This is a genomic window from Polaromonas sp. (assembly GCF_012927455.1).
GTDB lineage: Bacteria > Pseudomonadota > Gammaproteobacteria > Burkholderiales > Burkholderiaceae_C > Polaromonas.
The window spans coordinates 57,760-72,881 of record NZ_JABBPE010000016.1 but is presented as its reverse complement, the minus strand read 5'-3'; the positions used below and the strand labels follow the sequence as shown (position 1 = coordinate 72,881).

Below are 15,122 nucleotides of genomic sequence, written 5' to 3'. Positions count from 1 at the left end.
TGTTAAAGCCGCTTTTTTACCGTATTACTGGAGCGTTAAATGAGTCATTTTTTGGATCGACTAAGCCACTTTTCCAATCCGCGGGAATCGTTTTCAGGCAATCACGGCGTCACCACAGCTGAAGACCGCACTTGGGAAGACGCCTACCGCAACCGCTGGGCGCACGACAAGATCGTGCGCAGCACGCACGGCGTCAACTGCACCGGTTCCTGCTCGTGGAAGATTTACGTCAAGGGCGGCATCGTGACCTGGGAAACCCAGCAGACCGACTACCCGCGCACGCGCTGGGACATGCCCAACCACGAACCGCGCGGCTGCTCGCGCGGCGCCAGCTACAGCTGGTATTTGTACAGCGCCAACCGCGTCAAGTACCCGATGATTCGCGCGCGCCTGCTAAAGCACTGGCGCGAAGCACGCTTGAGCCTGGCACCGGTCGAGGCCTGGGCCGCCGTGGTGCAGGACGACGCCAAGCGGCGCGACTACCAGAGCGTGCGCGGCCTGGGTGGCTTTGTGCGTTCCAGCTGGGAAGAAGTCAATGAACTCATCGCCGCGTCCAATGTCTACACCATCAAGCAGCATGGCGCCGACCGCATCATCGGCTTCTCGCCGATCCCGGCGATGTCCATGGTCAGCTATGCCGCCGGTTCGCGCTACCTGTCGCTGATAGGCGGCGTCTGCATGAGCTTTTACGACTGGTACTGCGACCTGCCTCCCAGCAGCCCGCAGGTCTGGGGCGAGCAGACCGACGTGCCCGAGTCAGCCGACTGGTACAACTCGAGTTTCATCATTGCCTGGGGCTCGAACGTGCCGCAGACGCGCACGCCGGATGCGCACTTTTTCACCGAGGTGCGTTACAAGGGATGTAAGACGGTGGCGATAACCCCCGACTATTCCGAGGTCGCCAAGCTCTCGGACCTGTGGCTGCACCCCAAGCAGGGCACCGACGCCGCCGTCGCCATGGCGATGGGCCATGTGATTTTGAAAGACTTCTACTTTGGCGGCAACGGCCGGCCGCGCTCGGCCTATTTCGACGACTACGCGCGCCGCTACACAGACCTGCCGATGCTGGTCATGCTCAAAGAGCACCAGCTGGAAAACGGCGAGACCATCCTGGTGCCGGACCGCTACGTGCGCGCGTCGGACTTCAATGGCAAGCTCGGTCAGGCCAACAACCCCGAGTGGAAGACCGTTGCGTTTGATGCGCAGGGCAAGGTCGTCTTGCCCAACGGCGCCATCGGTTTTCGCTGGGGCCCTGATGGCCGCGCCGATGCGGGCCAGTGGAACCTCGAGTCCAAGGAAGCGCGCAAGGGCCAAGACGTAACACTCAAGCTGTCTGTGCTTGAAGGCGATGCGCCTGGCCGGGACAGCGCCAAGGTCGGCTTCCCCTATTTCGGCGGCATTCACCACGAGCATTTTCCCAACAACGAGCAGGGCGATGTGCTGGTACGCACGGTGCCAGTGCAGCGCATTGCGCTCGGCAAGGCTGGCGAGGAGCGCTCGGCGCTGGTCGCCACGGTGTTTGATTTGCAGGCCGCGCAATACGGCATTCCGCGCGGGCTGCCGGGTGAACTGGCTGCCAGCGATTTCAACGACAACACGCCCTACACGCCAGCGTGGCAGGAACAGATTACCGGCGTGCCGCGTGACCAGGTGATCACCGTGGCGCGCCAGTTCGCCGAAAACGCCGAGAAGACCGAAGGGCGGTCCATGGTTATCATCGGCGCCGGCATGAACCACTGGTACCACAGTGACATGAACTACCGCAGCGTCATCAACATGCTGATGATGTGCGGCTGCATCGGGAAAAGCGGTGGCGGCTGGGCGCACTACGTGGGCCAGGAGAAGCTGCGTCCGCAGACCGGCTGGACCCCGCTGGCCTTCGCGCTCGACTGGATCCGTCCACCACGTCAGATGAACTCGACCAGCTTTTTTTATGCGCACACCAACCAGTGGCGTTATGAAAAGCTCGGCGTCGATGAAGTGCTGTCGCCGCTGGCCGACAAAAAACTCTACGGCGGCAGCATGATCGACTACAACGTGCGCGCCGAACGCATGGGCTGGTTGCCCAGCGCGCCGCAGTTGCAGACCAACCCGATGCAGGTGGTAAAAGACGCGCAGGCCGCCGGCCTGGACGCGAAAGACTATGTGGTGAAATCGCTCCAGGACGGCACCTTGAGGCTGAGCTGCGAAGACCCGGACCATCCCGCCAACTGGCCGCGCAACATGTTTGTCTGGCGCTCCAACATCATTGGCTCGTCGGGCAAGGGCCATGAGTATTTCCTCAAGCACCTGCTGGGTACCGACAACGGTGTGCAGGGCAAGGACCTGGGTGCCGAGGATGGCAAGCCCGAGGAAGTGGTCTGGCATGACAAGGCGCCTGAAGGCAAACTCGACCTGCTGGTGACGCTGGACTTCCGCATGAGCACAACCTGCCTGTATTCGGATATCGTGTTGCCGACCGCGACCTGGTACGAAAAGAACGATCTCAACACCAGCGACATGCATCCCTTCATTCATCCGCTGTCCACCGCCGTGGACCCCGTGTGGCAGTCGAAAAGCGACTGGGAAATCTACAAAGGCTTTGCCAAAAAATTCAGCGAACTCTGCGATGGCCACCTGGGGGTCGAGCGTGAAATGGTGTTGACGCCGCTGATGCACGACTCTCCCGGTGAACTGGCCCAGCCTTTCGAGGTGAAGGACTGGAAGCGCGGCGAGTGCGAGCTGGTTCCGGGCAAGACGGCGCCGCAAATGCAAGTGGTCGAACGCGACTATCCGAATGTGTACAAGCGCTTCACGGCGGTCGGCCCGCTGCTAAACAAAGTCGGCAACGGCGGCAAAGGCATTTCGTGGAATACCGAAACCGAGGTTAAACAGCTTGGGCAGTTGAACGGACTGGTGACCGAGCCTGGCGTGACGCTGGGTATGCCGCGAATTGACAGCGACATTGACGCCTGCGAGATGGTGCTGCAGTTGGCGCCTGAAACCAACGGCCATGTGGCGGTCAAAGCCTGGAACGCGTTGTCGAAGCAGACCGGGCGCGAGCACGCGCACCTGGCAATTCACCGCGAAGACGAGAAGATCCGCTTTCGGGACATCCAGGCGCAGCCGCGCAAGATCATCAGCTCACCGACCTGGAGCGGCATCGAGTCCGAGACCGTGTCGTACAACGCCGGCTACACCAACGTGAACGAGCTGATCCCCTGGCGCACCCTGACCGGGCGTCAGCAGTTCTACCAGGATCACCCTTGGATGCTGGCCTTTGGCGAGGGCCTGGCCAGCTACCGTCCGCCGGTGAACCTGAAGGCGACTGCCGGCGTGCACGGCATCCGTTCTAACGGCAATACCGAGATACTGCTGAACTTCATCACACCGCACCAGAAGTGGGGCATTCACTCGACCTACACCGACAACTTGCTGATGCTCACGCTGAGCCGGGGCGGCCCGATCGTCTGGCTCAGTGAGGACGACGCCAAGCTGATCGGTGTGGAAGACAACGACTGGATCGAGCTCTACAACGTAAATGGCGCGATTGCCGCGCGGGCTGTCGTCAGCCAGCGTGTCAAGCCCGGCATGGTGATGATGTACCACGCGCAGGAAAAGATCGTCAATACGCCCGGTTCGGAAATCACCGGCCAGCGCGGCGGCATTCACAACTCGGTCACACGCATTGTGCTCAAGCCGACCCACATGATCGGCGGCTATGCGCAGCTGTCCTACGGCTTCAACTACTACGGAACGATAGGCACCAACCGCGACGAATTCGTCGTCGTGCGCAAGATGGACAAGGTCGACTGGCTAGACACGCCACGCGATGACGACCGCGCTGAGGCCGTGCAAAAACTGGGAGAAGCAGCATGAAGGTACGCGCACAAATCGGCATGGTGCTCAATCTGGACAAGTGCATTGGTTGCCACACCTGCTCGGTAACCTGCAAGAACGTCTGGACCAGCCGGCCGGGCATGGAATACGCCTGGTTCAACAACGTCGAAACCAAGCCCGGCATTGGCTACCCCAAGGAATGGGAAAACCAGGACAGGTGGAATGGCGGCTGGCATCGCAAGGCCGACGGTTCGATCGAACCGCGCCAAGGCGGCAAGTGGAAGCTCTTGATGCGTCTTTTCGCCAATCCGAACATGCCGCAGATCGACGACTACTACGAACCCTTTACCTTCGACTATGACCATTTGCAGTCGGCGCCCGAGATGAAGGCGACACCGACGGCACGGCCGCGCAGCTTGATCACCGGCAAGCGCATGGAGAAAATTGAGTGGGGTCCGAACTGGGAGGAAATTCTGGGCGGCGAGTTCTCCAAGCGCAGCAAGGATGCCAACCTGGCGAACTTCGAGCAGGCCCAGCTGGACATGGTCGGCCAGTTTGAAAACACTTTCATGATGTACTTGCCGCGCCTGTGCGAGCACTGCCTGAATCCAACCTGTGTGGCATCGTGCCCTTCGGGCTCCATCTACAAGCGCGAGGAAGACGGCATCGTGCTGATCGACCAAGACAAATGCCGCGGCTGGCGTATGTGCGTGTCGGGTTGCCCGTACAAGAAGATCTATTACAACTGGAAAAGCGGCAAGGCCGAAAAATGTACCTTCTGCTACCCGCGCATCGAGGCCGGCCAGCCGACGGTGTGCAGCGAAACCTGTGTGGGACGCATTCGCTACCTAGGCGTGGTGCTGTATGACGCCGACCGCATTCAGGAAGCCGCCAGCGTTGCTGACGAGAAGGATTTGTACCAGGCGCAGCTCGACATTTTCCTGAACCCGCATGATCCGGCCGTGATTGCGCAAGCGCGCCTGGACGGCATTCCTGAGGCCTGGCTTGACGGGGCGCGCAAGAGCCCGGTCTACAAGATGGCTATCGATTGGAAGGTCGCGCTGCCGTTGCACCCAGAGTACCGCACGCTGCCCATGGTTTGGTATGTGCCACCGCTCTCGCCCATCACCTCGGCGGCCAACGCCGGGCAGGTCGGCATCAACGGCGAGTTGCCCGACATCGCGCAAATGCGCATTCCGGTGCAGTACCTGGCCAATCTGCTGACGGCAGGCGACACCGCGCCGGTGATTCGCTCGTTGCAGCGCATGCTGGCGATGCGCTCCTATCAGCGCAGCAAGCATGTGGACAAAGAGCAGAACCTGGCCGTGCTGGCGCAAGCTGGTTTGACAGTGGCCGAGGTCGAGGAGATGTACCACGTCATGGCCATTGCCAATTACGAAGACCGCTTCGTAATTCCGAGCAGCCACCGCGAATACGCCGAGAACGCATTCGACATGCGCGGCGGTTGCGGCTTCTCATTTGGCAACGGCTGCTCCGACGGCGCCAGCGACGTCAGCCTGTTCGGTGGCAACCGCAAACGCACTATTCCCATCAAGGTGGAGGTCTGAATCATGGCACTTTTTACCCATTCCCCGGTGGCATCGAAAAGCCTGCGCGTTTTGGCGCGGCTGCTCGGTTACCCCGATGCCGAACTGCGCGGCCACCTTGCGGAACTGTGCGACGCGCTGCACCAAGAGCGCGCCTTGCCGCCGCAGCGGCTGGCCGAGCTTGACGCCTTGATGGCGTCGCTGGCGCGTGCCGCGCCGCTGGACGTGGAAGCCGCCTATGTCGAGCTCTTCGACCGCGGACGTTCCACGTCGCTGCATCTGTTTGAACATGTGCACGGCGACTCGCGCGAGCGCGGGCCGGCCATGATCGACCTGGCGCAGACTTACGAAAAAGCAGGCATGTTCCTGGCCGAAGGCGAAATGCCTGACTTTCTGCCGGTAGTGCTTGAATTCACCTCGACCCAGCCGCCGCGCGAGGCGCGCGAATTTCTGGCTGAAATGGCGCATATTTTCAATGCCATCTTCTCGGCATTGCAGCAGCGCGGCAGCGCGTACGCCTGCGTGCTGGGCGCCTTGCTGGAGCTCGCCGGAGAAAAGGCCCAGCCGGTTGAAGTCGCCGCTGAAGAGCCGATAGACGCTGTGTGGGAAGAGCCCGTCGTGTTCGATGGCTGCTCGTCCAAAGGCCAGGCCAAACCCGGTCAGCCGCAACCTATTCATATCGTGCCTAACGCCGCACGTGGACCACGACCCGCCCAAGGAGCACAAGCATGACCACGCTGCAAGGTTTTCTTTTTGGCGTCTATCCCTACATCTGCTTGACGGTGTTTCTGCTTGGCAGCCTGATCCGCTTCGACCGCGACCAATACACCTGGAAGAGCGATTCCTCACAACTGCTGCGCAGCGGCCTGCTGCGATGGGGCAGCAACCTGTTTCACGTCGGCATCCTGTTTCTGTTCTTCGGCCATCTGGTCGGCTTGCTGGCACCGCACGCGTTTTACGCCCACTTTCTGGAAGCATCGGTCAAGCAAAAGATGGCCATCTACTCGGGCGGTGCTTTCGGCGTGCTGTGTTTCATCGGCTTGTCGATGCTGATCTACCGCCGCATGTTTGACGAGCGCATCCGCTATACCAGCCACAAGACCGACCTGGCGATTTTGCTGATCCTCTGGGTGCAGCTGGTGGTCGGGCTGATCACCTTGCCGTTCTCCTGGGCGCACTCGGACGGCAGCGTGATGCTGATCCTGGCCGACTGGGCACAGCGCATCCTGACTTTGCGCGCGGTTGATGCAGCTGCGCTGGCCGGTCTGCCCTGGCCCTACTTGTTTCACATTGTGTTCGGCATGACGATCTTCCTGCTGTTTCCGTTCAGTCGACTGGTCCACGTGTGGAGCGGTTTTGCCTCGGTCGGCTACCTGTTTCGCCCCTACCAGGTGGTGCGCAGCCGGCGCCTCGGCGTGCCCGGGGCCAAGTCGTCCGGCGCGCGTTAAAACTCCCCATGAACAAGGCCAATTCCATGAACGTCCCAACTACCGCGGCTGTAACCGCGTTCCAGGGCTGCGGCACCAGTGCCTGCCAATGCGCCGCTACGGCCACGCCGCGTGAGCTGCCAAGCGCCAGCATCAATGGCATTGCCCTGCATGGGCCCGGGCAATGCCCGGATACGGCCACACTGCGTGAGCTGGCATACGCCGAACTGCTGCGCCAGCAGGCGGTACTGCAAGGGCTGTTGCCACGGCACACCGGCTTGACCGCCCCCAAGCTCGGCGAGCCTGAGCGCCAGGTCATCGAGGCCATGGTCGACGCTGAGGTGCGCACGCCCCAGCCCACTGAAGACGAGGGTCGGCGTTATTACGAAGCCCACCAGCCGCAGTTTGTGGTGGGTCAGACGCTGCATGTGCGGCACATCCTGTTTGCCGTCACACCGGGCGTCAACGTACAGGCGCTTTCGGTACATGCCGAGCGCGCATTGCTGGAACTCTCGCACAAGGGCGTTCACCCTGAACGTTTTGCGCGGCTGGCCGTCGAGTTATCAAACTGCCCGACCAGCGCGCAGGGCGGTGACCTCGGCTGGATTGGCCCGGACGACTGCGCGCCCGAGCTGGCGACGGAGCTGTTTCACCTCCAGCATGCGCAGACCGGCACGGGCGTTCAGCCTCGGCTGTTTCACACGCGCTTCGGTTTTCACATCGTCGACGTGCTGGAGCGCCGCAGCGGGCGACTGCCCGCCTACGAGGAAGTACGCGAGCGCATTGCCGTTCTGCTGGCGCTGCAGTCGCGCGGCCGCGGCTTGCATCAATACATGAGTTTGCTGGTAGGTCAGGCGCTGGTCGAGGGCGTGGATCTTCAAAGCGCTGATTCACCGCTGGTGCAATAGCGGTAACTGAGGTAACTGAGGTAACAGCGGTAAGTCGGTCGATCAGGCTGTTTTTGAGGCAGATCAAGGCATCACTGCTGCCACGCCGGCGCCTCGGCCGTACAATTCAGCTCTGGTTTTGCGGTTATTCTTAAGCGATGCTGACCCTGCCTTTAAGCAGGTGCTGGCCCAAGCCGAGCCGGAAGCTTTGGTGGAGTTTGTCAGTGTTGCCGGTCCTCCGGCGCGCGCCGTGCCAATCCTTGGTTCAACAAATACCTTCGCCTCAAGCCCAGGCAACATGACCCCGTTCTGTATCGACCAGCAGCTCGGTTGTGCTTTTGACGGCGACGCGCGCAACGGCCTGTTTTTTCGTAGTGCCGGCCGCTGCCGGTACAAGAGTTGATGCAATGCTTGCCGGGCGGCATTCGACCGGCAACGATTTCCATGGAGCCCATTTAAATGAAACGTGATAGTTTTGGCCGGCCGCAAGACCTGACAGCGACCCAGCCCATCAGCCATGACGTGCTGAAAGAAAAATACCTCAAGCCTGGCGAAAGCGGCATGGAAGACATCTACCGCCGCGTGGCGCGCGCCCTGGCCTCGGTTGAGAAGGAAGCTGATCGCGCCAGGCACGAGGCGCTGTTCCTGGAAAACCTGCATGCCGGCGCTATTGGCGCGGGCCGCATCATGAGCGCGGCCGGCACCGCCATCCAGGCGACGCTGATCAACTGTTTTGTGCAGCCGGTCGGCGACTGCATCCAGGGCGTCGACGCCGACGGCTACCCCGGCATTTACGAAGCGCTGCGCGAGGCCGCTGAGACGATGCGGCGCGGCGGTGGCGTGGGTTACGATTTTTCGCGCATTCGGCCGCGCAACGCCGAGGTCAAGGGCACCTCGTCGATGGCCTCCGGTCCGTGCAGTTACATCAACGTGTTTGACCAGTCCTGCTCCACCGTCGAGAGCGCCGGCGCGCGGCGTGGCGCGCAGATGGGCGTGCTGCGCATCGACCATCCCGATGTGCAGGAGTTCATCACCGCCAAGCGCACCCCCGGCCGCTGGAACAACTTCAATGTCTCCGTCGGCATGTCGGACGCCTTCATGCAGGCACTCGCCGACGACCAGCCCTGGGAGCTGGTGCACAAGGCCAAGCCCGGCGCAGCGCTGATTGCGCAAGGCGCGTTCCAGCGCGCTGACGGCCTGTGGGCCTACCAGACCGTGGCCGCGCGAGAGTTGTGGGACACCGTGATGCGTTCCGCCTACGACTTTGCCGAACCCGGCATTTTGTTTCTGGACAACATCAACCAGGACAACAACCTGCGTTACTGCGAGTCGATTGCCGCAACCAATCCTTGCGGCGAACAGCCGCTGCCACCCTATGGTTGCTGCGACCTCGGCCCGATCATCCTGACGCGTTTTGTGCGCCAGCCTTTCGGTTTCGACGGCGAGCCGGCGTTTGACTTCGAGGCCTTCGAAAAGTCGGTCGCGACCCAGGTGCGCGCACTCGACAACGTGCTCGACGTGACGTTCTGGCCGCTGCCGCAGCAGCAGGCCGAATCAAGCGCCAAGCGCCGGATTGGCGTGGGTTTTACCGGCCTGGGCAATGCGCTGACCATGCTGCGCCTGCGCTACGACGCCCCTGAGGGCCGCGAGATGGCCGCCCGCATTGCCGTGCGCATGCGCGATGCTGCCTACACCGCTTCGGTGGCGCTGGCCAAGGAAAAAGGCGCTTTCGCCAAATTCGACGCCGCCGGCTACCTCGCCCCCGGCACCTTTGCCAGCCGGCTGCCGCCCGCCTTGCAAAAAGCCATACGCGCGCAAGGCATTCGCAACAGCCACCTGCTGTCGATTGCGCCCACCGGCACGGTCAGCCTGGCCTTTGCCGACAACGCCTCCAACGGCATCGAGCCGGCGTTCTCGTGGATGTATCGGCGCAAGAAGCGCGAGTCCGACGGCAGCACTACGGATTACGCGGTGGAAGACCACGCCTGGCGGCTTTACCGCGAGCTTGGCGGGGATGTCGACAAGCTGCCCGACTACTTTGTATCGGCGCTCGACATGTCGGCGGCCAGCCACATCGCCATGATGGAGGCGGTGCAGCCCTTTGTCGACACGGCGATCTCCAAGACCGTCAACGTGCCGGCCGACTACCCGTATGACGACTTCAAGGGCCTGTACCAGCAGGCTTGGCGCGCGCGCCTGAAAGGCCTGGCCACCTACCGGCCCAACGCCATTCTCGGCTCGGTGCTGGAAGTGCATGCGGCGCCTGAAGTGGCTGCGCCCGTGGCGGCCGTCGATCCGATGCGCACGGTGATCGAAAGCCGCCCCAAAGGCGCACTGGCGGCGGTGGCGGAAAAGGTCGAATACTGGACGCAGGAAGGCCACAAGACCTTGTACCTGCTGGTGTCGTTTCTGCCGGTGCCGGCCGCCAATGGCGCGGGCACGGTAGACCGTGCCATCGAGTTCTTCATGCCGGTCGGCCAAAGCGGCGAGTCGCAGCAGTGGATCACCTCCAGCATGCGCATGCTGTCGCTGGCCGCGCGCGGCGGCTTTCTGGAGCGCGCCCTTAGCGATATGCGCAAGGTGGCGTGGGACCGCGGCCCGGTGCGCCTCGGCACCTACGAAAAGCTCGACGGCACGCGCGTGCCGCTGTGGCACGACTCGGAGGTGGCGGCGATCGCTTATGCGGTGCAGAACATCATCACGCGGCGCGCCAGCCAGCCGGCCGCCCACGCAGCGCCCGAGGTCGAGCAGCAAGCCACCTCGGCACTGTCGCCGCCGGTGATGGCCGGCAAGAAATGCAGTGAATGCGGCGCCCATGCCGTGATCCGCAAGGACGGCTGCGACTATTGCACCCAGTGCGGCCATCTGGGAACCTGCGGATGAATTTTCCCCCGGTCTCCCCTTCGCGGGTGACCCCCGGCAAGCCTTCCGCCGCCGCGCGCGCGCTGCTTGACCCGCGCTGGCGCGCCCGCTACCTGCTGCTGGCGCCGCACCGGCTGGGGTTCTTTCTGGCCATGGCGGTGCTGGTGAGTTCGGGCGCGTGGTGGGCGCTGGTGCAGTTGGACCGGGTCAGCGCCGCCGTGGCGCTGCCTTACGCCGTGGCGCCCTCGCTGGCCCATGGCGCGGTAATGACTTTCGGCTTTCTTCCGCTGTTTTTCTCGGGTTTTTTATTCACGGCTGGCCCCAAATGGCTGGGCGTGCAGCCATTGGCGGCCAGGCAGGTGCTGGTGCCGCTGCTGCTGCAGGCTATCGGCTGGACGTTGTGGCTGATCGCCGTGCATCTGCACGGTCTGACGGCACTCGCCGGACTGTTGCTGGTGTGGATCGGTCTGGCCTGGGTGACGGGCCTGTTTTGGGGCCTGATCCGGCGCAGCCAGGCCGAAGACCAGTTGCATGCGCGCGCCATAGGCGTGGCCTGCGTCGTCGGTTGCCTGAGCCTGGCTGGTCTGGCGCTCAATTTGCTGCTGGGTTTTCCCGCCGTGGCCCGGGCCTGCCTGCTGACCGGCCTGTGGGGCTTCGTGCTGGTGGTGTTTGTCACGGTGGCGCACCGCATGATCCCGTTTTTTACTTCTAGCGCCATGCCTTTCATCGCCGCCTGGCGCCCGTTTTGGGTGTTGTGGCTGATGCTGGCCGCAGCGGCCTTTGAGGCTACCGCCGTCTGGGTCGAGCTGGCCGGCCCGCTACCGGGCGGCGCCGCCACGCTGTGGCTGCTGGCGCGCGGCATTTTTGAGATGGCGGCAGGCGCGGTGCTGCTGTGGCTGGCGCTCGTCTGGGGGCTGGTGCAAAGTCTGAAGAACCGCCTGCTGGCCATGCTGCACATCGGTTTTCTCTGGTTCGGTCTGGCCTTGCTGCTGGGCGGCTCCGCGCAACTTTTGGGTTGGCTGCAGGGCGCGCCGGTGTTGGCGCTGGGCGCGCTGCATGCCCTCACCATGGGCTGCCTGGCGTCGCTGATGTTTGCCATGGTCACGCGCGTGTCCTGCGGCCACAGCGGGCGCGCCCTGGTGGCCGACCGCCTGGTCTGGTCGCTGTTCTGGCTGTTGCAGGCAGCCACGCTGTTGCGCCTGGCGGCCGCCGCGCAAGCTGCACTGGCCCTATGGCTGCTGCTGCCGGCGGCGCTGCTGTGGGCCGGCGTCATGGCGGTCTGGGGGCTGCGCCAGGCCGGCTGGTACGGCCGCCTGCGCGTCGATGGACGGCCGGGGTAAGCTGGATCGCCTTGGTAAGGAAAACGCTGTGACAAGCCCTGTTGACAATGCCGCTGTGCCTCCGGACGCCACGTCGCTCGATGCGGCGCAGGCTGGCAAGGAGCTGACCGCGATGGTGGCGGCCCTCATGCAGACGCGCCAGACCATACTGCCCAAGCGCCTGGCGCCGCCCGGCCCCGACGCGGAGCAGCTGGCGCTGATTTTCGGCGCCGCCGCCAGCGCGCCCGACCACGGCCAGCTGCTGCCCTGGCGCTTCGTGCTGGTGCCCGCCGATGCGCGCGACCGGCTGGCGGAGGTCTTTGCTGCCGCGCTGCTCGAGCGCGATGGCGCCGCCACGCCAGAGCAGCTGGCGCGGGCGCGTGACAAGGCGCAGCGCTCGCCCTTGCTGTTGCTGGTGGTGGTCGATGGGCTGCGCGGCGACCCAGACATTGACCTGTTCGAACGCATCGTTTCCGCCGGCTGCGCGGTGCAGAACATGCTGCTGATGGCCACCGCGCTCGGTTTTGGCTCGGCGCTGACCAGCGGCAAGGCCCTGAAGTTCGCCGGACTGCGCGCACTGTTCGGTTTGGGCGACGGGGAACATGCGCTGTGTTTCACCAGTATCGGTACCGTGCAATCGCGCAAAATCGCCCGCTTTCGGCCGGCGCCGGCCGACTTTCTGAGTAGCCTTTCTGCCGACGAGAAAAAGACGACAGGTTTCTAATAAGCGGGGCAATACGGGCCTTGCGCTTTTTTTCATGACTGGATGCATCCACTATGACTATTTCGAGTTTTGACGACCTTCTACAGGCCGCCCGCGCCCAACCTGAGCCGCAGCGCCTGCTGTTTGTCTTTGCCGGCGTTGAACTGCCTGACGACGCAACCTCCGCACAGCGCGAGCGCTTTGAGGTTAGGCAGGGCGGCGCTCTGGTGCCGCTGATGTGCGTGGACAAGCGCCCCGACGAACTGGCGTCTTTCGCCACGCTGATCGAAGAATCCAGCCAGTTTGGCCACGACTGGGGCATTGTGTTTGCCGCCGCCATGTCCGGCACCGTGAACCGGGCGCCGACCTCCGAGGACGCTGAGGAGCCGTTGCAGCGCATGGTGGAGGCCATCAAGCGCGGCGAACACGGCGCCTACATTCCTTTCGACTCGCAAGGCCATGCCGTCCAGATGGGCTGACATGCGCCACGCTGCCCGCGCCACCACCCGCCCGGTGTCACTGCCTGGCCACCGCGCGCCTGCCGCCGGGTTTGAGGAGCCTTTTGCAATGTTGGCCACCTGCCATGACCGGGTCGAGCGCATGCTGAACCTGCAGGGTAAGCTGCAGCAGCACCTGCTGGACAAAGGCTGTGACGAGCCCGCTCGTCAGGCCGCCCGCGACGTGATGCGCTATTTCGATATCGCCGCGCCGCTGCACCACCAGGACGAGGAACTGCATGTGTTTCCGCCCCTGCTGGCGGGGCCGGATGCCGCCCTGCGCGCGCTGGTACAGCGGCTGATGCAGGACCATCGGCAGATGGAGCATGCGTGGGCCGAGACCCGCCGCACGCTGCTGGCCATTGCTGAAGGCGCTGAATCAGGCTGGATGCCGCTCACGCCGGCCCAGGCCGAAGCGCTGAATCAATTCGCAGCCCTGTACCAGCAACACCTGGCTGACGAAGACCGCGTGGTTTATCCGGCCGCTCGTGACAACTTGTCGCCGGCAGCGCTGGCGGCCATGAGCGAGGACATGATGCAGCGCCGGGGCGTCGCGTCGAAAAAGTAAGGCCGATGCTCTGCCGCCTGTTGCAGGCAGAATACCAGCATGAACGCGTCAACTCTTTTTCCCGTCATCCCTCCGGCCAGCGAAGCCGGCAGCGAGTTGCTAAACCTCATGCAAACCATGGGTTTTAAGGCAAAAGCGGCTTCTTCGCAGGTGGCACGGGCACCGGCGGCTATTAAAAACAGAGCGCTTCTGGGTTTGGCCGCCTTGCTGCGCCAAAACCTGCCCATGTTGCAGGCCGCCAACCAGCGCGACCTTGACCGGGCCGGCGCCCCCGGACTTGCCGGGCCGCTGCTGGACAGGCTCAAGCTCGGTGCCAAAGATATTGAAACCGTGGCGCTGGGCTGCGAGCAGCTCGCCGCCATGCCCGACGTGATCGGCGAGATCATCGGCATGAAGCAGCAGCCCAGCGGCATTCGCGTCGGCCAGATGCGCGTGCCGATTGGCGTGTTCGGCATGATTTACGAGAGCCGCCCGAATGTGACGATTGAAGCGGCCAGCCTGGCCATCAAGAGCGGCAACGCCTGCATCTTGCGCGGCGGCTCCGAGGCGATCGAGTCCAACCAGGCGCTGGCCGCGCTGGTGCAGCAAGCCCTGGCCGGCGCCGGCCTGCCAGCAGACGCGGTGCAACTGGTGCCGACCACCGACCGGGAAGCGGTCGGCCATCTCATCACCATGGCGCAGTATGTGGACCTCATCATTCCGCGCGGTGGCAAGGGCCTGATCGAACGCATCAGTGCAGGCGCCAAGGTGCCGGTCATCAAGCACCTGGACGGTAACTGCCATGTCTATGTCGATGACCCCTGCGACATCGCCATGGCCGTGAAGATCGCCGACAACGCCAAAACGCAAAAATACAGCCCCTGCAATGCCACCGAAGGATTGCTGGTGGCGCGTGCTGTGGCTGAGGAATTTCTGCCCCTGATTGCCGCCATCTACGCCGCCAAGGGCGTGGAAATGCGTTGTGATGAGGCTGCAGCCCATATCCTGCGGGCGCAAGCAGCTATTAAGTTGATAGCAAATATCGTGCCGGCAGTCGAGCAGGACTGGTACCAGGAATACCTGGCGCCGGTCATCAGCATCAAGCTGGTGGCCGGCGTTGACGCGGCGATTGCCCACATCAACCAGTACTCCAGCCACCACACCGACGCCATCGTCACGCGCGACCACATGCACGCCCAGCGTTTCTTGCGCGAGGTAGATTCAGCCAGCGTGATGGTTAACGCCAGCACCCGCTTTGCCGACGGCTTCGAGTTCGGCCTGGGCGCGGAAATCGGCATCAGTACCGACAAGTTTCATGCACGCGGGCCGGTCGGCATCGAAGGGCTGACTTCGCTCAAGTACGTGGTGCTGGGCCAGGGTGAAGTGCGGGTCTGAGCGGGTTTGACGGCGCTGGCCAGTCCTGCCTTGCATCCGGCACGCTCGGCCCCATTTTTTTGACATCCGGATGGATCCGGAACGGGTCTAATAGCAACATCTCTCTTTTGAAAGTGACC

Annotated in this window: 11 protein-coding genes and 1 pseudogene; all 12 read left to right on the top strand. The window is 63.3% G+C overall.

Features of this window, described 5'->3' with window-relative positions; all coding sequences use genetic code 11:
* The first annotated feature begins 39 nt into the window (after positions 1-39).
* The 12 genes and pseudogenes from HHJ18_RS15415 to HHJ18_RS15360 all read left to right on the top strand — a co-directional run bounded on the left by HHJ18_RS15415 (position 40) and on the right by HHJ18_RS15360 (position 15,003).
* Positions 40-3,858 (top strand): nitrate reductase subunit alpha, encoded by a 3,819-nt coding sequence (locus tag HHJ18_RS15415; RefSeq protein ID WP_296916737.1) that lies wholly within the window; start codon positions 40-42, stop codon positions 3,856-3,858.
* The gene (gene narH, locus HHJ18_RS15410) at positions 3,855-5,387 is read left to right on the top strand and encodes a nitrate reductase subunit beta (protein WP_296916736.1); all 1,533 of its coding nucleotides are present in this window, start codon (positions 3,855-3,857) and stop codon (positions 5,385-5,387) included. Before HHJ18_RS15415 ends, narH begins: the two co-directional genes overlap by 4 nt.
* A 3-nt stretch (positions 5,388-5,390) precedes the next feature.
* On the top strand, positions 5,391-6,098 hold the full coding sequence (gene narJ, locus HHJ18_RS15405; protein WP_296916735.1) for a nitrate reductase molybdenum cofactor assembly chaperone: 708 nt from the start codon (positions 5,391-5,393) through the stop codon (positions 6,096-6,098).
* The gene (gene narI, locus HHJ18_RS15400) at positions 6,095-6,814 is read left to right on the top strand and encodes a respiratory nitrate reductase subunit gamma (RefSeq protein ID WP_296916734.1); all 720 of its coding nucleotides are present in this window, start codon (positions 6,095-6,097) and stop codon (positions 6,812-6,814) included. The genes narJ and narI overlap by 4 nt, the downstream gene beginning before the upstream one ends.
* Before the next feature lie 26 nt (positions 6,815-6,840).
* On the top strand, positions 6,841-7,701 hold the full coding sequence (locus HHJ18_RS15395) for a peptidylprolyl isomerase (RefSeq protein WP_296916733.1): 861 nt from the start codon (positions 6,841-6,843) through the stop codon (positions 7,699-7,701).
* Positions 7,702-7,837: 136 nt separating this feature from the next.
* A pseudogene (locus tag HHJ18_RS15390) lies at positions 7,838-7,962 on the top strand (nitronate monooxygenase); the annotation flags it as partial.
* Positions 7,963-8,139: 177 nt separating this feature from the next.
* A complete protein-coding gene (locus tag HHJ18_RS15385; RefSeq protein ID WP_296916732.1) occupies positions 8,140-10,563 on the top strand; it encodes an adenosylcobalamin-dependent ribonucleoside-diphosphate reductase in 2,424 nt (807 codons plus the stop codon).
* Entirely contained in the window at positions 10,560-11,882 is a 1,323-nt protein-coding gene (locus HHJ18_RS15380) for an NnrS family protein (protein WP_296916731.1), read from the top strand. Before HHJ18_RS15385 ends, HHJ18_RS15380 begins: the two co-directional genes overlap by 4 nt.
* A 112-nt stretch (positions 11,883-11,994) precedes the next feature.
* Positions 11,995-12,585, top strand: coding sequence for a nitroreductase (locus HHJ18_RS15375; RefSeq protein ID WP_296917341.1), 591 nt, complete (start codon positions 11,995-11,997; stop codon positions 12,583-12,585).
* 53 nt (positions 12,586-12,638) lie between these two features.
* Positions 12,639-13,043 (top strand): ribonucleotide reductase subunit alpha, encoded by a 405-nt coding sequence (locus HHJ18_RS15370; protein ID WP_296916730.1) that lies wholly within the window; start codon positions 12,639-12,641, stop codon positions 13,041-13,043.
* The gene (locus HHJ18_RS15365) at positions 13,024-13,629 is read left to right on the top strand and encodes a hemerythrin domain-containing protein (RefSeq protein ID WP_296916729.1); all 606 of its coding nucleotides are present in this window, start codon (positions 13,024-13,026) and stop codon (positions 13,627-13,629) included. Before HHJ18_RS15370 ends, HHJ18_RS15365 begins: the two co-directional genes overlap by 20 nt.
* 39 nt (positions 13,630-13,668) lie before the next feature.
* Complete coding sequence (locus HHJ18_RS15360) at positions 13,669-15,003, top strand: glutamate-5-semialdehyde dehydrogenase (RefSeq protein WP_296916728.1); 1,335 nt, start codon at positions 13,669-13,671, stop codon at positions 15,001-15,003.
* Positions 15,004-15,122 lie beyond the last annotated feature (119 nt).